The 23,271-nt window shown below is 70.8% G+C and carries 21 protein-coding genes and 1 pseudogene; 10 read left to right on the top strand and 12 right to left on the bottom strand.

Features of this window, described 5'->3' with window-relative positions:
* Positions 1–54 precede the first annotated feature (54 nt).
* Entirely contained in the window at positions 55–240 is a 186-nt protein-coding gene (locus ABD817_RS27530; RefSeq protein ID WP_344921067.1) for a hypothetical protein, read from the bottom strand.
* 514 nt (positions 241–754) lie between these two features.
* On the opposite strand from ABD817_RS27530, the gene ABD817_RS27525 reads away from it, so the two are divergent.
* Entirely contained in the window at positions 755–1,876 is a 1,122-nt protein-coding gene (locus tag ABD817_RS27525; protein ID WP_344921066.1) for a S1 family peptidase, read from the top strand.
* Positions 1,877–1,940: 64 nt separating this feature from the next.
* On the top strand, positions 1,941–2,513 hold the full coding sequence (locus ABD817_RS27520; RefSeq protein ID WP_344921065.1) for a snapalysin family zinc-dependent metalloprotease: 573 nt from the start codon (positions 1,941–1,943) through the stop codon (positions 2,511–2,513).
* Positions 2,514–2,650: 137 nt separating this feature from the next.
* Here the strand turns inward: ABD817_RS27520 and ABD817_RS27515 are convergent, their stop codons facing one another.
* On the bottom strand, positions 2,651–3,142 hold the full coding sequence (locus tag ABD817_RS27515; protein WP_344921064.1) for a GNAT family N-acetyltransferase: 492 nt from the start codon (positions 3,140–3,142) through the stop codon (positions 2,651–2,653).
* A 190-nt stretch (positions 3,143–3,332) separates the two neighbouring features.
* Here ABD817_RS27515 and ABD817_RS27510 point away from each other — a divergent pair, with 190 nt between their 5' ends.
* Positions 3,333–3,776, top strand: a complete 444-nt coding sequence (locus ABD817_RS27510; protein ID WP_344921063.1) for an SRPBCC family protein — start codon at positions 3,333–3,335, stop codon at positions 3,774–3,776.
* A gap of 93 nt (positions 3,777–3,869) precedes the next feature.
* Here the strand turns inward: ABD817_RS27510 and ABD817_RS27505 are convergent, their stop codons facing one another.
* From ABD817_RS27505 to ABD817_RS27490, 4 genes are all read right to left on the bottom strand, one after another.
* On the bottom strand, positions 3,870–4,436 hold the full coding sequence (locus ABD817_RS27505) for an FxsA family protein (protein ID WP_344921062.1): 567 nt from the start codon (positions 4,434–4,436) through the stop codon (positions 3,870–3,872).
* Positions 4,437–4,614: 178 nt separating this feature from the next.
* Entirely contained in the window at positions 4,615–5,367 is a 753-nt protein-coding gene (locus ABD817_RS27500) for a polyprenol monophosphomannose synthase (protein WP_344921061.1), read from the bottom strand.
* The gene (gene lnt, locus ABD817_RS27495; RefSeq protein WP_344921060.1) at positions 5,367–7,076 is read right to left on the bottom strand and encodes an apolipoprotein N-acyltransferase; all 1,710 of its coding nucleotides are present in this window, start codon (positions 7,074–7,076) and stop codon (positions 5,367–5,369) included. The genes ABD817_RS27500 and lnt overlap by 1 nt, the downstream gene beginning before the upstream one ends.
* 602 nt (positions 7,077–7,678) lie before the next feature.
* Positions 7,679–10,027 (bottom strand): HelD family protein, encoded by a 2,349-nt coding sequence (locus ABD817_RS27490; protein ID WP_344921058.1) that lies wholly within the window; start codon positions 10,025–10,027, stop codon positions 7,679–7,681.
* Positions 10,028–10,199: 172 nt separating this feature from the next.
* Here ABD817_RS27490 and ABD817_RS27485 point away from each other — a divergent pair, with 172 nt between their 5' ends.
* The 6 genes from ABD817_RS27485 (at position 10,200) to ABD817_RS27460 (ending at position 16,886) form a co-directional block, all read left to right on the top strand.
* Complete coding sequence (locus ABD817_RS27485; RefSeq protein ID WP_344921057.1) at positions 10,200–11,396, top strand: ROK family transcriptional regulator; 1,197 nt, start codon at positions 10,200–10,202, stop codon at positions 11,394–11,396.
* A gap of 78 nt (positions 11,397–11,474) precedes the next feature.
* A complete protein-coding gene (locus ABD817_RS27480) occupies positions 11,475–12,818 on the top strand; it encodes an ABC transporter substrate-binding protein (RefSeq protein WP_344921056.1) in 1,344 nt (447 codons plus the stop codon).
* A gap of 6 nt (positions 12,819–12,824) precedes the next feature.
* Entirely contained in the window at positions 12,825–13,766 is a 942-nt protein-coding gene (locus ABD817_RS27475) for a carbohydrate ABC transporter permease (protein WP_344921055.1), read from the top strand.
* Entirely contained in the window at positions 13,763–14,662 is a 900-nt protein-coding gene (locus ABD817_RS27470) for a carbohydrate ABC transporter permease (RefSeq protein ID WP_344921054.1), read from the top strand. Before ABD817_RS27475 ends, ABD817_RS27470 begins: the two co-directional genes overlap by 4 nt.
* The gene (locus ABD817_RS27465) at positions 14,659–15,918 is read left to right on the top strand and encodes a 6-phospho-beta-glucosidase (RefSeq protein WP_344921053.1); all 1,260 of its coding nucleotides are present in this window, start codon (positions 14,659–14,661) and stop codon (positions 15,916–15,918) included. The genes ABD817_RS27470 and ABD817_RS27465 overlap by 4 nt, the downstream gene beginning before the upstream one ends.
* Positions 15,915–16,886, top strand: coding sequence for an N-acetylglucosamine kinase (locus ABD817_RS27460; protein ID WP_344921052.1), 972 nt, complete (start codon positions 15,915–15,917; stop codon positions 16,884–16,886). The genes ABD817_RS27465 and ABD817_RS27460 overlap by 4 nt, the downstream gene beginning before the upstream one ends.
* 102 nt (positions 16,887–16,988) lie before the next feature.
* Here the strand turns inward: ABD817_RS27460 and ABD817_RS27455 are convergent, their stop codons facing one another.
* Complete coding sequence (locus ABD817_RS27455; protein ID WP_344921051.1) at positions 16,989–17,903, bottom strand: LysR family transcriptional regulator; 915 nt, start codon at positions 17,901–17,903, stop codon at positions 16,989–16,991.
* A gap of 211 nt (positions 17,904–18,114) precedes the next feature.
* Between ABD817_RS27455 and ABD817_RS27450 the strand changes: the two genes are divergently transcribed.
* Positions 18,115–19,173, top strand: coding sequence for an SDR family oxidoreductase (locus ABD817_RS27450; RefSeq protein ID WP_344921050.1), 1,059 nt, complete (start codon positions 18,115–18,117; stop codon positions 19,171–19,173).
* Between the two features lie 25 nt (positions 19,174–19,198).
* Here ABD817_RS27450 and ABD817_RS27445 read toward each other — a convergent pair whose 3' ends face one another.
* From ABD817_RS27445 to ABD817_RS27425, 5 genes and pseudogenes are all read right to left on the bottom strand, one after another.
* Positions 19,199–20,134 (bottom strand): nucleoside hydrolase, encoded by a 936-nt coding sequence (locus ABD817_RS27445; RefSeq protein ID WP_344921049.1) that lies wholly within the window; start codon positions 20,132–20,134, stop codon positions 19,199–19,201.
* 237 nt (positions 20,135–20,371) lie between these two features.
* On the bottom strand, positions 20,372–20,848 hold the full coding sequence (locus tag ABD817_RS27440) for an Lrp/AsnC family transcriptional regulator (protein ID WP_344921048.1): 477 nt from the start codon (positions 20,846–20,848) through the stop codon (positions 20,372–20,374).
* 47 nt (positions 20,849–20,895) lie between these two features.
* Positions 20,896–21,141: pseudogene (locus ABD817_RS27435) on the bottom strand (ATP-binding protein); the annotation flags it as partial.
* A gap of 137 nt (positions 21,142–21,278) precedes the next feature.
* Positions 21,279–21,815 carry a GNAT family N-acetyltransferase gene (locus tag ABD817_RS27430; RefSeq protein ID WP_344921047.1) on the bottom strand — a complete coding sequence of 179 codons (537 nt, stop codon included), beginning with the start codon at positions 21,813–21,815 and terminating at the stop codon, positions 21,279–21,281.
* Positions 21,812–23,134 carry a helix-turn-helix domain-containing protein gene (locus ABD817_RS27425; protein WP_344921046.1) on the bottom strand — a complete coding sequence of 441 codons (1,323 nt, stop codon included), beginning with the start codon at positions 23,132–23,134 and terminating at the stop codon, positions 21,812–21,814. Before ABD817_RS27425 ends, ABD817_RS27430 begins: the two co-directional genes overlap by 4 nt.
* Between the last annotated feature and the right edge of the window lie 137 nt (positions 23,135–23,271).

Raw genomic sequence — 23,271 nt, 5'->3', positions numbered from 1 at the left:
GGGGGCCATCCCGCGAGGGAGCCTCTTCGTACGGTCGGACCGGTCGTCCGCCCGTCACTCACCCGCGCACAGGGCGGGAGCCTTCTGGTGCGGGTAGACGTGGTCCAGCTCGTGGCCGGGAGGCAGGACGCAGCGGCGCTCACCGTCCTCGGTGTGCGGGCACCGGAGCGCGTCACTGCGGCGCGGCAGCGTCGCCGTCTCCTCGCCTCCGTCGTCGGCGACAGCGGCTTCGTCAGTCATGGTGCGTGTCCTTCTGTGACATCCGGGTCGTGACGGCCGGACGGTGAGCGGCCTGGACGACGGCCCGCGCGGAGCGCGTCCGGGGAGAACGCGGAACGGACGTCGCGCGGACGCCTCCCCACCGATCGGCCGCGGGTGCGGTGCGGCGATCCATCCTCGCGAGTTCCGGATGTCCAGAACAAGTCATCGACGCTGCTCCGTTTGATCGCGGTCAGGAATCGGCACCTGTGCGCCGAAGGCGCGGTGATCAGTCTTCCAGAGTTCCCCCCGGCCGCGCGAGTAGGGGAGACACATGATCGTCCATCGCTCCGCCGCCGTTTCGGCTACCTTTCCCGGCCGTTTCGGTCACATCACACCGCCCCGGGAGGAAGGCGTCCGCGGTCACCGCGCCCCGGCCTGCCGCAGGCCCGAAAAGTCAATCAAGCCCCCATAACATCGCGATAGGGATTTTTTGGGAGATCCCTCCGCGGGCCCCTCCCCCATACCTTGACATCACCCCTCACAAGGAGTGTTCATGTTACGTCGAGGTACCCTCCTGGCCGGCGCCACCACCGTGGCCCTGTACCTGGTCGCCACCGTGGCGCCCGCCGTCGCAGCATCCGCCCCCCCTGCCCCCCAGCCTCAGGCAGCCATGCTCGAGGCCCTCCAGCGCGACCTCGGCCTCACCGCCGAGCAGGCCGTCCAGCGCCTGGCCAACGAGCACCGCGCGGCCGCCTCCGAGGCCGCCCTGACCAAGGAGCTCGGCGCCGAGTACGCCGGTGCCTGGCTCAACGGCGACGCCTCCCAGCTCTCCGTGGCGACCACCGACGCCACCGACGCGGGCGCCATCAGGGCCAAGGGCGCGCAGCCCGTGATCGTCGGTCGTTCCCTCGCCGCCCTCGACGCCGTCAAGGCCAAGCTCGACGGGGCGTCGGCGGAGGCGAAGGCCGGCGCGTCCCTCTGGTACGTCGACGTCACGACCAACAGCGTCGTGGTCCTCGCCGCCGACCAGGCCGCGGGTGAGGCTCTCGCCGCCGCCGCGGGCGCCGACAGAAGCGCCGTGAAGGTGGCGCTCTCCACCGAGAAGCCCCAGGCCTTCATCAACATCATCGGCGGCAACGCCTTCTACATCGGTGGCAGCCGCTGCAGCATCGGCTTCTCCGCGCGCCGTGGCAGTGCCCCCGGCTTCGTGACCGCCGGTCACTGCGGCCGGGCCGGTGCCACCACCAGCAACCCGTCCGGCTCCTTCTACGGCTCGTCGTTCCCCGGCAACGACTACGCCTGGGTCTCCACCCCCGGCCACACCATGACCCCCTACGTCCGCGGCTCCGGCGGCGCCAACGTCACCGTCCGCGGCTCCACGCAGGCCTCGGTCGGCTCCTCGATCTGCCGCTCCGGCTCCACCACCGGCTGGCGCTGCGGCACCATCCAGCAGCACGGCGCCACCGTGAACTACTCGCAGGGATCGGTGAGCGGCCTGACCCGCACCAGCGCGTGCGCCGAGCCCGGCGACTCCGGCGGCTCGTTCATCTCCGGCAGCCAGGCCCAGGGTGTCACCTCCGGCGGCTCGGGCAACTGCAGCGTCGGCGGCACGACGTACCACCAGCCGGTCAACGAGATCCTCTCGGCGTACGGGCTGACGCTCGTCACCGGCTGATCTCGCCTCCTCACCAGCTGCTCCCCGTGAGCAACCCCCCGATGGCCGAGGAGGCCCGCTAGAGATGTCAAGGATCATTCGCTTCGGCGTCGCCCTCATCCTGGGGCTGGCCTTCCTGGTGACGGTCACCCCCGCCCAGGCCGCGCCCGCCCACGCGGCGGACGCCCGTACGGCAGCGGTTCGCGTGCTCAGGTATGACGCGAGCAGGGCCGCGGAGTTCCGATCCGCCGTGGACCAGGCGGCCCAGATCTGGAACTCCAGCGTCTCGAACGTACGGCTGGTGGCCGGCAGTCCCGCGGACTTCGTGGTGATCGCCGACAACGGCTGGCCCCGCGCTCAGCCCACCAGCCTGGGTCGCGGGACCGTGTGGATGGGACGACAGGCGACCGCGGAGGGCCACAACCCGCTGCGGATCGCCGCCCACGAGATCGGCCACATCCTGGGCCTGCCCGACCGGCGTACCGGCCGGTGCACGGACCTGATGTCCGGCGCGAGCGCGGGCACGAGTTGCACCAACGCGAACCCGAACGCGGCGGAGAAAGCCGAGGTCCAGCGTAACTTCGCCGGATTCTCCCCGGCGATCGACTTCGGTCGGATCTACGTCGACAGCCCGGAGCACGCGGCGTCCCCGTCCTAGACAGACGCCCGCGAGCATCTCGCCGGTCCGGCCGTCCCCTCGGCCGGGCCGGCGAACCCGTGTCCGGGGACCGGCCGGTGTGACCCGGTGCGGCCGGGCCCTCGGGAACCGGGAGACCCGTCCTTCGCCGTGAGACGTCAGAGAGGCTTCTCGAAGCAGAGGGAGCCGGGGAGCCCGTCGTAGGGAGGGAAGACGGGAACGGGCGTGTAGCCCTCCCTCTCGTACATCCTCACCGCGTCCGGCTGGCGGGGACCGGTCTGCAGGATGACCCGGGACGCTCCCAGCGCGCGGGCCGCGTCCTCGGCCGCGGCCAGCAGGGCCCGCGCCACCCGGGTGCCCCGGTGGGAGGGGGCCACGAACATCCGCTTGAGCTCCAGGTCCTCACCGAGCCTGCGCAGCGCCACGTGCCCGACCGCGACGCCCTCCGCCGCGTAGGCGACCCCGGTGTAGGCGACGGTCTCCGGCTCGACGTTCATGCCACTGGGCACGAGGCCGACGACGGCGAGCATGTCGGCGTAGCGGGCGTCCATCTCCTCCGTCATCGCCCCTCGCAGGGCCACGGCCGCCGTGTCGTCCCAGCCGACCGACCTGACCTCGATCAGGCCGGCTCCCTGTGCGAACGCGGTCATCTGCGGACCCGCCCCTCTCCCCGTTCCCGCGGTCACGGACCGTCCGGGGCGCCCCGGACGGTTTCGACTCCCACAAAATCCCGACTTAAAAGGTAGAAAAATAGGATTTTTCTGTCAACGTGCACGGCAGGATCTCACGGGCGCGACGGGCCCCGGGGGTCGGCCACCGGCCAATGGGAAGGATCAAAGGATGACCCGTTCCCGCATCAGCGTCTCGGTGGACGCGCACGCCCGGCCCGAGCAGGTGTTCTCGGTCCTGACCGACTGGCCGAGGCACGACGAGTGGATGGTCCTGACCCGGGCGCGCGTCACCGCCGGGGACGGCCACAGCGCCGGAAGCCGCCTGGAGGCCTTCACCGGGGTGGGACCGGCCGGGTTCCTCGACACCATGGAGATCACCGAGTGGGACCCGCCGAGGAGCGTGGGGGTCCGGCACACCGGGCGGCTGGTGCGCGGCACCGGTGTCTTCCGCGTGCTGCCCCGCGAGGGCGGCGGCAGCACGATCGTCTGGGAGGAGGAGCTCGACGTGCCGTTCGGCGCGGCCGGGCTGCTTGGCTGGCGGCTGATCAGGCCGCTGAACGCGTCCCTGTTCCGGCTCTCGCTACGCCGCCTGGCCGCGCTCAGCGACCGCTGAGACTCCGGCGCCCCGGCCCGCCACACGGCCCGGCCACGCTCGGCGACAGCCGAGCCCACGACGCTCCGCCCCCGCCGCACAGCCTGGCCGCGCTCAGCGGTCGCTGAGGCCCCGGCCGGAGTCTCCGGCGCCTCTCGGTGCTCCGGCGCCCCCCGGCTCGTCGCGGACGACCTCGCCGTGGACGACCGGCCCGGAGCCCGGGGGCCTCCCGGCGTCGCGCAGCACGTCGAAGGGCGAGCCCGCGCCGCCGAACGGCGCGCCGAGCCCGCCGCCCGCCGCGCTCCTGGCGACGAGGGTGCGGACGCGGCGGGCGAAGAACCAGGTTCCGAGCCTGCGGACCATCGGCCGGGTGAACGGCACCAGGCACAGGAAGCCCAGGACGTCGGTGAGGAAGCCCGGGGTGAGCAGCAGCGTGCCGCCCACGAGGATCAGCGCGCCGTCGGCGAGCTCGCGGTCGGGCATCCGGCCGCTCTGCAGCGCGCCCTGGAGGTTACGCCAGGCCCGGCGGCCCTCGCGGCGCACGATCCAGGCACCGAGCAGGCTGTCGGCGAGCAGGAGGGCCACCGTGGGCCACCCGCCGATGACCTGACCGACCTGGATGAGCACCCATATCTCGAGGACCGGCACCACGAGGAAGGTCAGGAACAGCAGAATGCGCATTTTCGCCTCAACTCATGCGGCAGCCGTACGACAGGGACAACGTCCCGGGGCGACGGCGCGTTCCGTGTTCGCTCAGCGTGGACGGCGTCCTCAGCGGACTCTCAGGATCGCACCCCCGGGGAGGGAGCGCGCGGACGGCCCCCGAGGGGCCGGACGGCGCGTCCGCGAGGTCGCGGGGTCAGCGACCTCGGCGGCGGCGCAGGCGGGCGGGCAGGCCGGTGACGCCCCAGACGGTGACCCGCCACAGGGCCTCGGCCACGATGCCTCGGCTCATCTTGCTCGCTCCGACGGTGCGCTCCACGAAGGTGATGGGCACCTCCTTGACGCGCATCCCGCCGAGGGCCGTACGCAGGGTCAGGTCCACCTGGAAGCAGTATCCCCGCGACACGACGTCGTCCAGGCTGATCCTCTCCAGGGCGGAGGCGCGGTAGGCGCGGAAGCCCGCGGTGGCGTCGCGGACCGGAAGGCCGAGCGCGAGCCGGGTGTAGACGTTGGCGCCGCGCGACAGGAACTCCCGCGAGGCCGGCCAGTTGACGACCTTGCCGCCGGGCACCCAGCGGGAGCCGATCGCCAGGTCGGCCCCCTTGGCCAGCGCGTCCAGCAGCTTGGGCAGCTCCTCCGGCTGGTGGGAGCCGTCGGCGTCTATCTCCACCAGGACGCCGAAGCCCCTGTCCAGGCCCCAGCGGAAGCCCGCGATGTAGGCGGCGCCCAGGCCCTGCTTGCCGCCCGGCCGGTGCAGCACGTGGACGTGGTCGTCGTCGGCCGCCAGCTTGTCGGCGATCGCCCCCGTGCCGTCGGGGCTGTCGTCGTCCGCGATCAGCAGGTGGGCGTCGGGCACGGCCTCGCGCAGTCGCCGGGTGATCAGCGGCAGGTTCTCCCGCTCGTTGTACGTCGGGACGATGACGAGCACCCGGCCAAGCATCCGCTCCATCACGCGTCTCCCACCTGCTGATCGTCCTCCCGGTTCACGGGGTGCTCCGCGCGGGGCGTCCGGCGCCGCCAGGCGGCGGCCACCGCCCCCGCACCCACAAGTATCAAGGCCCATTCGGGCAGCGCGCCCACGCGTGTGGCGATGGTTCGCGCGGTCCTGACCGGAACGGTCAGCACGTTCATGGCGGGCACCAGCTCGCCGGTACGCCAGGCGATCGAGCCACTCGGAGTCACATATGCCGATATGCCGGTTATTGCGGAAGTGATCACTGCCCGATTGTGCTCCACGGCCCGCAATTGGGACATGGCCAGCTGCTGCGGCGGCAGGTTGGTCAGGGCGTAGGTGGCGTTGTTGGTCTGCACCACCAGCGGCGTGGCACCCGTCCTGGCGGTGTCGCCCACGACGCCGTCGAAGGCCACCTCGTAGCAGTTGATCGCGCCGACGGTCACCGGGCCCAGCCGGAGGTCACCGTCGCGGGTGCCCGCCACCGACTGCTTGCCGACCAGGGAGGCCCGCTCGAACAGGGCCTGCACGAGGCCCTGGAGCGGGGTGAACTCCCCGAAGGGGACCAGCTTCTGCTTGTCGTAGTGGGCGCCGGGGCCGGTCACCGGGTCCCAGACGATGCTGCGGGTCGCCCGGTTGTTCTCCCCGATCCCGACCACCGCGCCGACCAGGACGGGCACCCCGACGTCCTTGACCGCCGCGTCGATCTCGCTTCGGGCGAACGCGTTGCGCAGCGGGTCGATGTCGGTGGAGTTCTCCGGCAGCACGACCAGGTCGGGGCGGGGCGTCCTGCCCTCCCGGACGTCCCGTGCCATCTGGTGGAGCATCCGGGTGTGGTTGCCGAGGACCACGGCGGGCTCGTCGCCCAGCGGGTGCATGCCCCGGCCGGGGACGTTGCCCTGGATGACGCCGACGGTCACGTTCCGGCCCTCGTCGCCGTACCGGGGAACGGCGAGGGCCGCGGCCGGCACGGCCAGCGCCCCGGCGAGCGGCAGGGCGAGCGCCCGCCCCCGGCGGGAGCCGGAGGACGGGAGCGCGGGCGCGAGGAGGCGCGACACCGCCAGGGCGAGCAGCCCGCCGCACAGGGCGACCGCGAAGCTCACCAGCGGCGCCCCGCCGAGCGCCGCGTACGGGGTGAAGAGCGACTCCCCCTGGCTGAAGGCCACCCGCGCCCAGGGGAATCCGCCGAAGGGGAACACCCCCCGCGCCCACTCGACCGCCACCCAGAGCGCGGCGCCCCACAAGGGCCACAGGCGCAACCGGGTCACCAGGGCGACGCCCGTCCCCCAGGCGGCGTAGAAGGCGCTCTCCATGGCGACCAGGCCCAGCCAGGCGTCGGTGCCGATCGGGCTCACCCAGCGCAGTCCGGGCAGCAGCAGGGCGAGCCCGACGAGGAGGCCGAGCCACGTGCCCCGGCGCGGGCGGGTGCCGCGCACCGCCAGGACCGCCGAGGCCATGCCGAGCGGCGCGAGGAACCAGAGCCCGAGCGGCGGGAAGGCGAGGAACAGCAGCAGGCCACCGGCCGCCGCGCCCGCGACGCGGGCGGGCAGCGCCAGGCGCGAGCCGGGGAGCGGGGCCCCCGCGCCGGGCGGGCCGTCCTCGGGACCGATCGGCGGCCCCTTCGGCGAACCGGGTGCCGGGCCGGTGACGGGATCGCCCGCCGCGGACCTCCCCGATACCGGGGCGGCCGTCTTGTCCTGCACCACGGGCGGGGCTCCTTGCGATGTCGTGCGGGGCGATGTCGTGCGGGCGGGTGACGCCGCCTGGTCTTCCTGGCCGGTCCTCCTAGCCGGAACGCTACCGCCCAGCGGGCACGCCCCCAAAAGTCCCACCACACATTAACCAGAAACAACAACAAAACACTTCAAACCACCCTGAACAACCCCCAGACGCGGCAACGGGGCGGTCCGGGTGTCCAATGACACCCGGACCGCCCCGACGCTTGCGGCGCTCGCACGGGAGCGGGAAGAGGGCCCGGACGACCCTTCGGACCGGTTCCGTCCCGTCGGCGGCGAGCGCGGATTGCCGTTGTCTACTGGGTGCCCGGACCCCTCCTGGGTCCAACCCCCCGCCCGGAAGGAGTGCCCCGCCTCGACGGACTGCCGGTCCTGCGCCTGGCTGTACGGACGGGGGGATACCCCGTCACGGGCGCAGGAGACGGCGATGTCGAAAGGCGGCCGACCGGCCAGTCCCGTGCTGGACTGGGCAGCAAACTACCGAGCCCAGCGCAGATGTCAACCGTGTCACTAACAGCGGAAACATCAAGTTTTCGCAGCTGGGACATGATCGACGAGAGCCGTCAATGGTCTCATGTGATCCGATGTCTCTCAAGTCGAACGAGGGCGTCGGGAAGCGGGCCGTCGTGCACGACGCCAAGCCGCTGGGTGGCGCGGGTCAACGCCACGTAAAGGTCGCTCGCCCCGCGCGGGGACTCGCCCAGGATCAGCTCCGGTTCGACCACGACGACCGCGTCGAACTCCAGGCCCTTGGCCTCGGCGACGGTCAGCACCGCCACCTGGGCGTCCAGGGCCGCCGTCCCGGGCCCGGCCACCGCGCCGTCGACGGAGCCGACCACGACCTCCCCGAACTCCTCGGCGCGCGACTCGGGGACGATCACGACGAGCCGCCCGCCCTCGACGATCTCGGCCTTGACCACCTCGCCGAGGGAGGCCGTCGGGGAGGCCGCCCACGGGCGCGCCCCCGTCTCCCTGACCGAGGCCGGGGCGGTCAGCGCCGGGTCGACCAGGGTGAGCACGTCGGCGGCCACGGCCATCAGCTCGGCCGGGGTGCGGTAGTTGACGCTGAGGGTCTCCTCGCGCCAGCGCCCCGCCACGTACGGGTCGAGGACCCGGCCCCAGGAGCGCGCCCCGGCCGACGAACCGGTCTGGGCCAGGTCGCCGACGATCGTCATCGACCGCGTCGGGCAGCGGCGCATCAGCATCCGCCAGTCCATCGGCGACAGCTCCTGAGCCTCGTCGACGATGACGTGGCCGAAGGCCCAGGTGCGGTCGGCCGCCGCGCGCTCGGCGGTGGTCAGGAAGACGTCGTCGCCGAGGTGGCGGGCGGCGAACCTCTCGGCGTCCATGATGTCGGACAGGCCGGTCAGCTCCAGGACCTCCTTGGCGTAGGCGAGCTGGTGCTGCCGCTCGTCGAGCGCGGCGGCGCGCTGGGCCGCCTGCTCCTCCTCGGCCATCCACGCCCCGGCCCGCAGCACCGCGGGGTCGATGTCGCCGAGCAGCTCGGCGGCCTCGTCCAGGAGCGGCACGTCGGACTCGGCCCACCAGTTCTCCCCCTGGCGGGGCGGCTCGCGCAGCATCAGCTCGCGTTCGGCCGCGCCGAACTCGGCGGCGGCGTGGTCGAGGCGCTCGCGGGAGGTGAACAGCCCGATCAGGAGCTGCTGCGGGGTGACGTAGGGCCACAGCCGGTTCAGGGCCGCCTTGACGGGCCGCTCGGTGCGGAGGTCCTCGCGGATGTCGGCCAGCTCGTCGTCGTCGATCATCCCCTTGCCGAGCTGCCGGGCGGCCTGCCGGGCGAGCGCGTTGAGCAGGTGACGGACGAAGACCGCGCGGGCCTCGTTGTGCGCCCTCTTGGAGCGGGCCGCCCGGTTGCGGGCGGCCTCCAGGACGTTTCCCTCCAGCCTGAGGGTGTAGCGGTCGAGCTTGATCTCGATCGGCTTGCGCGGCACCCGCTGCCGCTCGCGCACGGCCCGCGCGACGACCTGGGCCATCCGGGCGTCGCCCTTGGCCGCGGCCACCTCGGGACGCTCCCTGCGCCCCGGGACGACCCCCGGGTACAGCTCGGAGACGGTCGACAGCAGCACGTCGGTCTCGCCCAGGGAGGGCAGCACCTGCTCGATGTAGCGCAGGAAGGTCAGGTTGGGCCCGAGGATGAGCACGCCCCTGCGGGCCAGTTTCTCCCGGTGGGTGTAGAGGAGGTAGGCGGCGCGGTGCAGCGCGACCACGGTCTTGCCGGTGCCGGGACCGCCCTGCACGACCAGCACCCCGCCCAGGTCGGAGCGGATGATGCGGTCCTGCTCCGACTGGATGGTGGCCACGATGTCGCGCATCCGGCCGGTGCGCCTGGCCCCCAGGGAGGCCAGCAGCGCGGCCTCCCCGTTGAGGGTGGCCACGTCCTCCTCGGTGAGGCTGTCGATGTCCAGGAGGTCGTCGTCGATCCCGATCACCGTGCGGCCCTTGGTCTGCAGGTGCCGGCGCCGGGTGACGCCCATCGAGGCCGCGGGGGTGGCGCCGTAGAAGGGCTGTGCCACCGGTGCCCGCCAGTCGATCAGCATCCGGCGCTGGTCGTCGTCGGCCATGCCGATGCGACCTATGTAGAGCGAGGTGTCGTCGGCGTTGTCGAGCCGGCCGAAGCACAGGCCGTTCTCGACCGACCACAGGCGGCCCAGGCGTTCGGCGTACATCCCCGCGAAGGTGTCGCGCTCGGAGCGGTTCTGATGCGTGCCGCCACTTCCGCCCTGCGCGAGGACGCCGTCCAGCTGTCGCTGGGTGCGTTCGCGCAGCAGATCAAGCCGGGCATAAAGGGAGGAAACATACTCCTGCTCCCTGGCCAGCTCGATTTGACGGGTTGCCGTCGCTCCATTATCGTTGCTAGTAATGGGATACTCCGGACCATTGCACTGGTTGTTATGACAAACCATCACCCTAGCAGGTCCGTCGAGAAGTTTACCCGCCCGTTCGTCATCACAGCTTGATTGCGGCGCTCCCTGCCTGCTTGACGAGAATCCGCCGGGTTCCTTACATTCACTCGAAGTTAGGAAAGTTTCCTAACTCTGCTTCATCGGTGGACGCAAGGACGCATTCGGAGGACCAGTGACCCAGCCGACGCCCGGCACCCCCAGCCTGTTGCGCGCGATCAACGACCGCGCCGCCCTGCAGGCGCTGCTGGAGCGTGGCCCGCTCACCCGCCCGGAGATCGGCGCCCTCACCGGCCTGTCCAAGCCCACCGCCTCACAGCTTCTCATCCGCCTCCAGGAGGCGGGCCTGGTCGTGCTCGACGGCATCCGCGAGGGGCTGCCCGGCCGCACCGCCGAGGTCTACCGGCTCAACCCCGCCGCCGCGCACGTCGCCGCGCTGGACGTCACGCGCGCGGGCATCGACGTCAGGGTCGCCGACATCACCGGCGCCGTGGTCGGCGAGCACCACCTGCCCAGCCCCGGCCGCTCCGGCGGCGACGCGCTGGAGCGGGTCCGGGCCGCGCTGGAGGGCGCGGGCGCCCCTCCCGCGCTGCGGCGCGTGGTCATCGGCGTGCAGGGCACGATCGACCCCGGCACCGGGAAGATGGCGTACGCCACCAGCAAGGACATGCCCGGCTGGCACATCCCGGACCTGGTCCGCACCCTCGGCGACGGGCTGGGCGTGCCGGTCGCCGTGGAGAACAACGTCAACCTCGTCGCCCAGGCCGAGCAGGCGCACGGCGTGGGCCGAGGCCACCGTGACTTCGTGCTGCTCTGGGCCGACGAGGGCCTCGGCGCCGCGCTGGTCCTCGGCGGCCGGCTGTACCGGGGCGCCACCGGCGGCGCCGGGGAGGTCGGCTACATGCCCACCCCCGGCGCGCCGACCGCCAGGGACACCGGCCGCTACGCCAACCACGGCTACCAGGCCCTCACCGGCGGCCCGGCGGTGCTCAAGATCCTCAGGTCGTACGGCGTGCGCGGCACCGGGCCCACCCAGGCGGTGCTGAACGCCGTGCAGGCCTCCACCTCCACCGGAAGGCGCGCCGACGACGCCCGCGCCGGGCTGCGCGACATCGCCTCCCGGCTCGCCGTCGGGCTGGCCGCGATCACCTCCGTCGTCGACCCCGAGATCATCGTGCTGACCGGCGGCACCCTCCTCGCCGGTGGCGACACCCTGCGCGAGCTCGTCGAGCACGAGCTCCACGCCCTGACCATCCCCCGGCCCCCGCTGCTGCTGTCGACCGTCGAGGGCAACCCCGTCCTCGCCGGCGCGCTCGACCTCGCCCTCGCGACCGCCCGCGACGAGGTCTTCGGCTCCACCGTTCTCTCCTGACCCCCGCCGCCCATCACGCAAGCGTTTTCAAACCGTACGGAACCCCGCCAGATCCATCGTCCCCTGGAGGCAGCCGTCGTGCACCGACGCTTTCTCACCTTCGCCCTGGCCACCCTGACGGCCACCACCCTGACCGCCTGCACCGCGGGCACGGAGAGCGCGCCCGCGCTGGGCTCCCAGCCCAAACCCTCGGGCTCCGCCTCCGCCGCGCTGCCGGCCTCCACCATCGAGCTGTGGCACGGGTTCTCCGCGCCCGCCGAGGTCAAGGCGTTCGAGGACGCCATCGCGGGATTCCGCACGAAGTTCCCCCAGATCACCGTCAAGCTGGTCAAGGGCGTGCAGGACGATCAGATCACCCAGGCGGTGCGCGGCGGGAAGGCACCGGACGTCGCCTCCTCGTTCACCACCGACAACGTGGCCCAGTGGTGCCGCAGCGGAACGTTCCAGGACCTCACCCCGGTGATCAAGCAGGACGGCATCGACCTGTCCGTGCTGCCGGAGGTCTCGCGCTCCTACACCGAGTACGAGGGCAGGCGGTGCGTGATGCCGCTGCTCGCCGACGCGTACGGGCTCTACTACAACAAAGCCCTGATGAAGGGCGAGCAGCCGCCCAGGACGCTCTCGGAGCTGACGGAGCTGACCAAGAAGCTCACCGTCCGCGACGCCGACGGGAACATCAAGGTCGCCGGGTTCGTCCCGAGCTTCCAGTACTACGAGAACTCCGCCTCGCACATGGCCCCGATGACCGGCGCGACCTGGTACAAGCCGGACGGCACCTCGGCGGTCGGCTCCGACCCGGCGTGGAAGGAGCTGCTGCGCTGGCAGAAGGAGCTCGTCGACTGGTACGGCTACGACAAGCTGGAGAAGTTCCGCAAGAGCCTGGGCCAGGAGTGGTCGGCCGACCACCCCTTCTACAAGGGCAAGATCGCCATGGTCCTGGACGGCGAGTGGCGCAACGCCATGATCGCCAATGAGGCGAAGGACGTCGACTACGGCACCGCCCCGCTCCCGGTCTCCGACGCCAAGCCCGACCTGTACGGCAGCGGCTTCACCGCGGGCACCGTGATCGGCGTGCCCAAGGGCGCGAAGAACCCGCAGGCCGCCTGGGAGCTGGTCAAGTATCTGACCACCGACACCTCGGCGCTGGTCACGCTCTCCAACGCGCTGCGCAACGTGCCGACCACCAAGGCGTCGCTGGAGTCGCCCGACCTGAAGAAGGACGCGAACTTCCAGACCTTCCTCGACATCTTCGCCCACCCCAAGACGAGCACGGTCCCGGCCAACGTCAACAGCACCTTCAACCAGGACTCGCTGCAGGAGTTCCTGGTCAAGTGGGAGAAAGGCTCGGCCACCGACCTCGACGCCGGGCTGGCCGCGGTCGACAAGCGTCTGGACGACAAGATGAAGCTCTCCGGGGGCTGATCCTCGATGAGCATCGTCCACGCCGCGCCGCCCAGGTGGCGGCGCGGCGAGGGCCTCAAGGCCCTCCTTTGGATGTCGCCCTGGCTGGTGGGGTTCGCGGTGTTCTTCGCCTACCCCCTCGCGGCGACGGTCTACTTCTCCTTCCACCGCTACGACCTGTTCACGCTGGAGTTCGTCGGCCTGGACAACTACCGCTACCTCCTGGTGGACGACCGGGCCTGGGTGGCCATCAGGAACACGTTGTGGCTGGTGGTCCTCATGGTCCCCGCGCAGGTGCTCTTCGGGCTTGGCGTGGCGTGGCTGCTCACCCGGCTCAAGGCGGGCGTCGGCTTCTTCCGCACGGTGTTCTACCTGCCGTCGCTGATCCCGGTGGTGGCCGGGACGGTCTCCTTTGTGTTCCTGCTGAACCCCTCGGGGCCGCTCAACCAGTTCATCGAGCTCTTCGGGATCGCCGCGCCCGACTGGTTCGGCGACAAGGACTGGTCCAAGCCCGGCCTGACCATGCTGGCCATGTGGGGCATCGGCAACACCATGATGATCTTCCTGGCCGCGCTGCTGGACGTGCCCAAACACCTGTACGAGGCCGCGGCCATCGACGGGGCGGGCGCGTGGCGGCAGTTCAGGAGCATCACGCTGCCGACGATCTCGCCGGTGCTGATGTTCTCGACGGTCACCGGCGTCATCTACGCCCTGCAGTACTTCACCCAGGCGATGATCGCCTCCCGGGTCGCGGCGGGGGTCACCGACTCCCCCGGCACCACCTTCGTGCCCGGATACCCCGAGTTGTCGACGCTGACGCTGGCCCAGTGGCTGTTCCACGTGGGCTTCCGCGACTTCAGCATGGGGTACGCCTGTGTGCTGGCCCTGCTGCTGTTCGCGTTCTCCACGATCTTCACCCTCATCCTGCTCCGCAGGTTCCGCGCGTTCGACGAAGGAGGAGACCGGTGACCGCCCTCACCACCCCGGCCCCCCTGACCAGGCGGCCCGCCGGGGCCGCCGTGCGCGGCCCGCGCGGCCCGCACGTCCGCGCGATCCTGTACTGGATCGCCACCCACGCCCTCGCCGTCGCGCTGTCGCTGATGTTCCTCGGCCCGCTGGTGTTCGTGGCGCTGACCGCCGTCATGAGCAACGACCAGGCGCTCACCGGCGACCTGTGGCCCCGCACCTGGAACTGGTCCAACTTCGCCGACGTGTTCGCCAGGTCGCGGCTGCTGGCCTGGCTGGGCAACACGTTCCTGTACGCCGGGCTCGGCACCGCGTTCATGCTGCTGTCGTCGATCCCGGTGGCGTACGCGATGGCGCGTTTCCGCTTCCGGGGGCGCAGGCTGGCCTTTTTCGCGGTCATCACGATGATGATGCTGCCGCCCCAGGTCGTCGCGGTGCCCGTCTATCTCATCTGGGCGCGCCTGGACCTCACCGGCACGCTGTGGCCGCTGATCCTGCCGATGCTGTTCGGCGACGCCTTCTCCATCTTCCTGCTCAGGCAGTTCCTGATCACCATTCCCCGGGAGTACACCGAGGCCGCCAGGGTGGACGGCTGCTCGGACTTCCGGACCCTCGTCAGGGTGATCCTGCCGATGGCGCGGCCGGCGATAGCGGCGGTGGGTCTGTTCCAGTTCTTCTACTGCTGGAACGATTACTATGGTCCGCTGCTCTACGCCCACACAAACGAGGCCAACTGGACGCTCTCCCTCGGGCTGGCGTCCTTCCGGGCACTGCACAGCGTGCAGTGGAACCTCACCATGGCGGCGACCCTGCTCGTCATGGCCCCGGTGATCGTCGTGTTCTTCTTCGCCCAGAGGGTTTTCATCGAGGGCGTCACGCTGACAGGAGTAAAAGGGTGAAACTCGCCGTTGTCGGGGGCGGCTCGACGTACACGCCGGAGCTGATCGACGGGTTCGCGCGATTGCGCGACGAGCTGCCGCTGACCGAGATCGCGCTGGTCGACCCGGACGTCCACCGGCTGGAGCCGGTGTCCGGCATGGCGCGCCGGATGCTGGCGCGGGCCGGGCATCCGGCCGCGGTCGTCGCGACCACCTCGGTCGAGGAGGGCGTCGCCGGGGCGAACGCGGTCCTGCTGCAGCTGCGCGTCGGCGGCCAGGCGGCGCGCGACGTGGACGAGACGCTGCCGCTGGAGTGCGGCTGCGTCGGCCAGGAGACGACCGGCGCGGGCGGGCTGGCCAAGGCGCTGCGCACGGTGCCGGTGGTGCTGGACATCGCGGAGAAGGTCAGGAGGCACGCGCCCGGCGCCTGGATCGTCGACTTCACCAACCCGGTCGGCATTGTCACCAGGGCGCTGCTGGAGGCCGGGCACCGGGCCATCGGCCTGTGCAACGTGGCCATCGGCTTCCAGCGCCGCTTCGCCGCGAACCTGGGCGTCGCCCCCGAGCGGATCTCACTGGGGCACGTCGGCCTGAACCACCTCACCTGGGAGCGGGCCGTCCACCTGGACGGGGTGGACGTGTTGCCGAAGCTGCTGGAGAGCCACGCCGAGGAGATCGGCCAGGACGTCGGCCTGCCCGCCGCGCTCATCCGCCGCCTGGGCGTGGTGCCCTCCTACTACCTTCGTTACTTCTACGAGCACGACCTGGTGGTGGAGGAGCAGCGGACCAAGCCGTCGCGCGCGGCCGAGGTCGCGGCGATGGAGAAGACCCTCCTTGATCTGTACGCCGACCCGTCGGTGGACACCAAGCCCGAACTGCTGGGCAGGCGCGGCGGCGCCTTCTACTCCGAGGCCGCGGTGGCGCTGATCGCCTCGCTGGCCGGCGACCGCGGCGACACCCAGGTGGTGAACCTGCGCAACGACGGCACGCTGCCGTTCCTGCCCGACGAGGCGGTCATCGAGGTCCCGGCCACGATCACCTCGGCGGGCGCGACCGCGCTGCCCGTCGCCCCGGTGGAACCCCTCTTCGCCGGGCTCGTCGCCCACGTCACGGCGTACGAGACGCTCGCGCTCGACGCCGCGCTGCGCGGCGGTGAGGAGCGGGTCGCCGACGCGCTGCTGGCCCACCCGCTGATCGGCCAGGCCAGGCTCTCCGGCGACCTGGCCAGGCGCCTGGTCGAGGCCAACCGCGGGCACCTGTCCTGGGCGACCGCGTGAGAACGGTCCTGGCGGTCGACGGCGGCAACAGCAAGACCGACATCGCGCTCGTCGCCGAGGACGGCTCGGTCCTCGCCACCGGGCGCGGCGGCGCCTTCCAGCCGCAGAGCGCGGGGGTGGGCGTCGCGATCGACGCGATCGGCGACACCGTGCGCTCCATGCTCGGCGCCGGCGCGGCCACGCCGTACGCCGACCACGTGGCCGCGTACGTGGCGGGCGCGGACCTGCCGGTGGAGGAGGAGGCTCTCCGCGCGGAGATCCTCTCCCGGGGGTACGGCAGGGAGGCGACCGTCGGCAACGACACCTTCGCGCTGCTGCGCGCCGGGGCGTCCGGCCCCACGGGGGTGGCCGTGGTGTGCGGCGCGGGGATCAACGCGGTGGCGGTCGCCCCCTCGGGGGAGGTGGCGAGATACCCCGCGCTGGGACGGCTCACCGGCGACTGGGGCGGCGGTCTCGGTCTCGGCGAGGAGACGCTCTGGCACGCCGTACGCGCCGAGGACGGCCGGGGACCGGCCAGCGCGCTGGTCCCCGCGGTCAGCGAGCACTTCGGCACCCGCACCGTCGAGGAGGTGTCCCTCGCCGTCCACTTCGGCGAGCTGCCCTACGGCAGGCTGAACGAGCTGGTCCCGGTGCTGATGGCGGTCGCGAACCGGGGGGACGGGGTGGCCCGCTCGCTGGTGACGCGGATGGCCGAGGAGGTCGTCGTGCTCGCGGTGGTCGCGATGCGCCGCCTGGACCTGCTCTCCGTCCCGATGGAGGTGGTCCTGGGCGGAGGGGTGCTCACCGCCCGCGATCCGCTGATGAGCGAGCTGCTGGAGCGGGGCTTCGCCGAGAGCGCCCCGCAGGCCAAGCTGATCGTCGCCGACGTCGCGCCCATCATGGGCGCCGCCCTCCTGGGCCTGGACGCCCTCGGCGCCACCGAGGGGGCCAGGGCCCGTCTGCGGGGCCACTTCCACGCCCTGACGTGACACGCCCCTCGACATGACACTTCCTCGACATGACGGGGTGACATCGCGCCGCACGGCCCGCGTCCCACGGCGCGGGCCGCGGCGTGCGGAGGGCCCGAATGCTCAGGAGGCCGGATGGTCCTCCGGCGGGGGAAGGAGCGTGGCCGCCGCGCTCTCGGCGAGCAGGGTGAGGAAGGCCCTGCCGAGGGCGTCGAACCCGGTGCGCGCGTAGGCGGTGAGGACGCGGGTCACGACGGGCCTCGGCCGGAGGATGTGGCCCGCGTACCCTCCGGGCACGATGTTGGCGGGGATGAGCGCGGGTCCCATACCGGCGGCCGCGAGGGCCGGGGCCGACGCCGTCTGCTCGGTGCGTACCGCGATCCTGGGCTGGAACCCGGCCTCCGCGCAGGCGCGGTCCAGGATGTCGGCCAGGCCGTTGCCGGGGGCGTAGTGGACCCAGCGGCGGTCACGCAGGTCGCCCAGGTCCACCGAGGACGCCCCGCCGGACGCGAGGGGGTCGCCGGGGGAGACGGCCACCACGAACTCCTCGGTACCGAGCGTGCGCACCGGCCCCGCCCAGGACGCGGGCCGGGGACCGATCGCGAGGTCGGCCTGCCCGCTCGCCATCGCCTCCGCCAGTTCGTCGGCGTGGCGGTGCTCGAAGAGCCTGACGTCGACCCCGGGATGGAGACCGCTCCAGGCGCGCAGCGCGGCGGGCAGCACGCCCAGGCTCACCGAGTAGACCGTCGCCAGCCGCAGCTCTCCCCCGGCCAGCCCGGTCGTCTGACGTACGGCCGACAGGGCGCGGGCCGCGTCGGCCAGGGCGGCCCGCGCGTGGGGCAGCATCGCGCGCCCGGCCGCCGTGAGGTGGACGGCCCTGGGCAGCCGTTCGAGCAGGGAGGCGCCGACCGACCGCTCCAGCGCCCGGATCTGGTGCGACAGGGCCGGTTGCGTGACGTGGAGGATCTCGGCGGCCCGCGTGAAGGAGCCCTGGTCGACGATGGTCACCAGGTATTCGAGCTGTCGCAGGCTCAGCATGCGCAAAAATTATCAGAGCCTCGTGAAGCATAACTTTTGATCATCCAAAGCTTCGGGCACCCACGACGCCCGCCATAAACGACGTTCATGGCCGCGACAAGAAACAAGCCTTGGACTCATCGGAGAGCGGCCGCGCAGAATCGGACCGCACGGCACCGGGGCGGGAGCGTGACCGCGCGCCGGCCCATCCGCACCGATCGGGAGAAGAACGATGAGCACCCAGCCCAAGGTCGCCCTCGTCGTCGGCGCCCAGGGGGTGATCGGCCGCAACCTGGTCGACCACCTCGCGGCGCTCGGCGACTGGGACGTGATCGGCCTGTCGCGCCGAGGCGGGGAGAGCGCGGGGCGGGTCCGCCACGTACGGGTCGACCTGCTCGACCGGGACGACTGCGCCAAGAAGCTCGGCGAGCTCACCGGCGTGACCCACGTCTTCTACGCCGCCTACCAGGACCGGCCGACCTGGACCGAGCTCGTTCCGCCCAACCTCGCCATGCTCGTCAACGTCGTCGACGCGGTCGAGCCGGTGGCGCCGGGCCTGCGGCACGTCAGCCTCATGCAGGGATACAAGGTCTACGGCGCGCACCTGGGTCCCTTCAAGACCCCGGCCCGTGAGAGCGACCCGCACCACATGCCGCCGGAGTTCAACGTCGACCAGCAGAACTTCCTGGAGGAGCGTCAGAGGGGCTCGGGGTGGACATGGACGGCGATCCGCCCGTCCGTGGTGTGCGGCTTCGCCCTCGGCAACCCGATGAACCTGGCCATGGTGATCGCGGTGTACGGCGCGATCTCGAAGGAACTGGGCCTGCCGCTGCGCTTCCCCGGCCGGCCGGGGGCCTACGACACGCTGCTGGAGATGACCGACGCGGGACTGCTGGCCAGGGCGACCGTCTGGGCCGCGACCGACGAGCGCTGCGCCAACCAGGCGTTCAACGTCAACAACGGCGACCTCTTCCGCTGGAACGACATGTGGCCGAGGATCGCCGGGTTCTTCGACCTGGAGGTGGCCCCTCCCCTGCCGATGTCGCTCGACGTCGTCATGGCCGACAAGGGACCGCTCTGGGAGGCCATGACCGAGAGGTACGGGCTGGAGCCGCACCCGTACGAGGAGGTGTCCTCCTGGGCCTTCGGCGACGCCGTGTTCTCCTGGGACTACGACTTCTTCGCCGACGGTTCCAAGGCCCGGCGCTTCGGCTTCCACGAGTACGTCGACACCGAGGCGATGTTCCTGGGCATCCTTGGCGACCTCCGCCGCCGCAGGATCATCCCCTGAAAGGCCCGTTCCCGCGAAAGCGGCCTCAGGGCTCGATCGACTCCGCGACCCGGGCGTAGACGGTCAGCAGGAGGTCCCAGAAGCGGCCCACGTCGAGGGAGGTGCCGACCAGGGCGTTGGGGACACGGCCCCGGAGGGCGAAGTCGGTCACGGTCATCCCGGCGGTGAAGCGGCCCGCCGTCTCGACGTCCACGACGGCGGGTTCGAGGGTGATCAGCGACGGGTCGATCAGGTGGGCGATCGCGCAGGCGTCGTGGATCGCGGGCCCGCCCTCGGCGGTGATCACGCCGTAGAACCGCACGCACGGCAGGAGCAGGTCGGCGCCGAGCCTGCCCATGGCCGCCATGCGCTCCGCCACCGCCTCGGTGGTCACGGCGCCGCGGCTCACGTCGAGACCGATCATGGTCACCGTCCAGCCCGCGCCGAAGACGACCGCGGCGGCCTCCGGGTCGGCGGCGATGTTGAACTCGGCCGCGGGAGAGAAGTTGCCCCGCGTGTAGGACCCGCCGAGGATCGTGAGGCCCCGCGCCCAGTTCACGATCGCGGGCTCCCTGAGCACGGCGAGCGCCACGTTGGTCAGTGGGCCGATGGCGACCAGGGTCACCTCGCCCGGGTGGGCCCGGAGCGTCTCGACGATGAAGTCGACCGCGTGCCCGGCGGCCGGCGGGAGCGACGCGGGGGGCAGCAGCGCGTCCCCCAGGCCCGAACCCCCGTGTATCCCGGCCGCGTCCACCCGGGGGCGCAGAAGGGCGCCCGCGCTGCCCGCGACGACCGGCACCCCGCCGAACCCCAGGAACTCGCGGAGCCGCAGCGCGTTGTCGGTGGTCCTGGCCAGCTCGACGTTGCCGCCGACCGTGGTGATCCCCAGGATCTCCAGCTCGGGACTCCCGTGGGCGAGGACGAGCGCCAGTGCGTCGTCGATCCCGGGGTCGCAGTCAATGATGATCTTTCTGGGAGGCACCCGTCCAGCTTGGATCAGTCACCTCATCCCCGGCAAGTCAGAAAAAATCCCGATAAGCGGAGAACGGGCTGGTTGTCGCCTTCGGGGAAACGATCCTTCGCACGCGCTCCCCGAAACGGGAGGCGAGCCGATCACCGCCTTCGGGAAAAAGCCGACCTCCGGGAAGACGCCGACGGCCCTCACCGCACGCGGCCGATCACCGCGCCCGGGGAGGCACTGGCGGACCCGCACCGGGGGTCAGGCGCGCTCCTCGGGCCTCCCGTTCTCCTGGCCCGCCGGCTCCGGGGTGCGGTGCTCGTACGGCGTGCTGAGCACGACCGTCGTGCGGGTGGAGACGTTGGCGGCGGTGCGGATCTGGTTCAGCAGCTCCTCAAGCGCGATCGGCGAGGCCACCCGGACCTTGAGGATGTAGCTCTCGTCCCCGGCCACGCTGTGGCAGGCCTCGACGGCGCTCAGATGGGCCAGCCGCTCCGGCGCGTCGTCGGCGGCGGCCGGATCGATCGGCTTGATGGAGACGAACGCGGTGAGCGAGAGCCCGATGGCGTCGTAGTCGACCAGCGCGGCGTACCCGCGCAGCACCCCGCGCTTCTCCAGCCGGCGCACCCGCTGGTGCACCGCCGACACCGAAAGCCCGGTCTCCCTGGCGAGATCGGTGAAGCTCATCCGGCCATCCTTGGCCAGCAATGTGACGATACGGCGGTCGATCTCCTCCATCCGGTAAACGGTAACGGCATTCGGATCCCGCACGTACCGTCCGCGTGTCACGGCACGGTCCCAACCGCGATCTCCGGGGGCCCCTCCTGTCCGGTCCCGTCCTCCCGCTCCGGCGCGATGGCCCCCGCGGGCAGCGTGATGACGAAGCGGGCGCCCCCGGTGTGCTCGGTGTCCAGCCGGATCATGCCGCCGTGCTGCTCCACGATCTTCCGGCAGAGCGCCAGGCCGATCCCGGTGCCCTCGTAGGCGTCGCGCTGGTGCAACCGCTGGAAGATCACGAAGATCTTGTCCGCGGACTTTCCGGCCTGTGACTTCGCCGCCATCTTCCCCGTTACCCCCAAGTCGCTCCAGAGGCGCGTCGCGAACCCGCTGCGAGTTCGGCTTCTCGAAGAAGGCCTTCCACTGAGAGCGCCCGTGTAGCAGGGTGCCCCTACCGTTTGGAGAGATCCAGAATCAGGGCGTCAGAGGTCATCGCGTCGGGCGCTGGTCGTACGGTGCCCACTACCTGCCATCCCCACCGCTGGTACATGGCGTGCGCCAGAGCCTTCGGATTGGCCAGCAGCGTTGCACACGGTGCGTCCTGCTTGGCCAGCAGTTCGTCGAGGAGATGCCTGCCGATGCCGCGGCCCCGGAAGCTCTGACGGACGTTCAGTTCGATGATCGCGAATTTAGGCAAGTCGGCTACTTCGGCGGGAGCAGGAGTAGATTCTCCGCCCCACCACCAGCCCTTTTCAAGTGCGAGACCGAAGGCGAACCCTACGAGTTCCGCCTCAGACCTTGCCGAGACCAAAGAAAAGCCATCACGCTTCAACTGCTGGCCCGTACGCTCAGTGAATCGCTCCCGACTGTAAAGCGGTCCTGAAAGGTAGGGGGGCTCGGCGCGGGTCTGCAGGTATAAATCGACGTGCTCTTCATCGAGTACCGCTCTGGCCGCCGGGCCGGTCAGGTGTTGAAGATTAATGCTCATTCGCCCTCTTTTGACGCCGAAAGTGCAAGATGTGCACGGTAATCGTTGACAGCTCGTTGCGCCTTCTGCCCTGTTGGCGCAGCGTCAGCCACGACATGAGCGATATGCATCACGAACTGCGTCATACGGCCAGAGTCGAGGCTTTCCATGATCGTGACAGCATGTTGCAGCCCATCGTCGACGTCTCCCTTCCGCACCGCCGACGCTGCCTGATGCAGGCGAATCTGAGCTACCTGTCGCTCGTGCCCCCGGGGGTAGGCGTCGAGCGCTTCTTGCTGCGCGGCAGGGGCAGACAAGTCATCCATCAAGGTAAGAACGAGAGAGCGGGAGTGTAGCAACCTGAGCACCGGCCACCCCTCGACGGACCTGCTGTTGCCGGTAACACTGTCGGGAAGCTTCATGAAAGCCTCTGCCTGTTCGGCCAAGCTGCTACGCGCACCAGCGTGATCGCCCATGAGTGCCAAGGCATGGGCGCGGGAACCCAAGGCGCTCACCGCGGCACGACCCGGCTGATCAGCGGTCAAGTCCAGAGCCGTTTTCACACGTGACAGCACCACGGTCAGAGGTCGGCGCTCGTACAAAGCCTGAATCGCCTCCAACGCGTGCGCGGCGGCGACGAACTCAGGATCACCGGTCTGAGTTGCTGTCCTGCGCGCAGAAATCCACCAGTGCATCGATTCACGAGCATGTCCGGCAGAACCGAGCGCATAGGCCAGGAACAGCGTCAACCGGGCGTTCACTCGTAGCCAACCTGATACTTCGCGACCCGGCACGGCCGGCAGAGTCCGCTGGAGGGTCAGGAGATCCATTGACAGATCTCTGATCACCTGAGCCAACGGACGCGCGAAGATTCCGTGAGCGTGCCCCCATGCGATTTCTTCCCACGTGTCCAGGTCAGGTCCGCCGAGCTGCTTGTCCACGATGGTGCGCAGCTGCTCCAGCCCTGGGAGCAGGGCAGAGACGCCCACTCCCGTAGCACCCAGGAGGAGTTGCCTTCGCGCTTCGTTCATATCGCCAGGATCAAGCACGTTCGCGCTTCCCGCCACTACTCCTGACTTAGGTTTGGCTGTCTCGATGAGAGCGTGCAGGGCGATCAGGGTGCCATCGGCACCGTACGTCGCGTCAAGACGTTTCACCACATCAGCCGATGGAGAACCCTTTCCCCGTTCGCATCGGGCGAGCCATGACAAATCAAGATGGAGCTCGACGCCGACGTCTTCGAGGCTGCGGCCACGCCGCAGCCTCCACTGTCTCAGCGACGCGCCAAGCAGGTGACGTGGCGACTCCGAGGGATCAACCGCATCAGGATTGCGAGACATGGCGGCCCCTGCCTTTTGGGTCCAATTGGCTTGTCGCATAAGCCAGATCAGAACTCTAGATGAACTCCGTGCATGCCTCCAATATGGCACGTGAGACCTCACTGAACACGAATTAGTTACCCAAATTAGCGATATAT

The organism is Streptosporangium oxazolinicum (genome assembly GCF_039537505.1).
Taxonomy (GTDB): Bacteria; Actinomycetota; Actinomycetes; order Streptosporangiales; family Streptosporangiaceae; genus Streptosporangium; species Streptosporangium oxazolinicum.
Note: the sequence above shows the minus strand (reverse complement) of the source record. Positions and strands in the feature narration are given on the sequence as shown.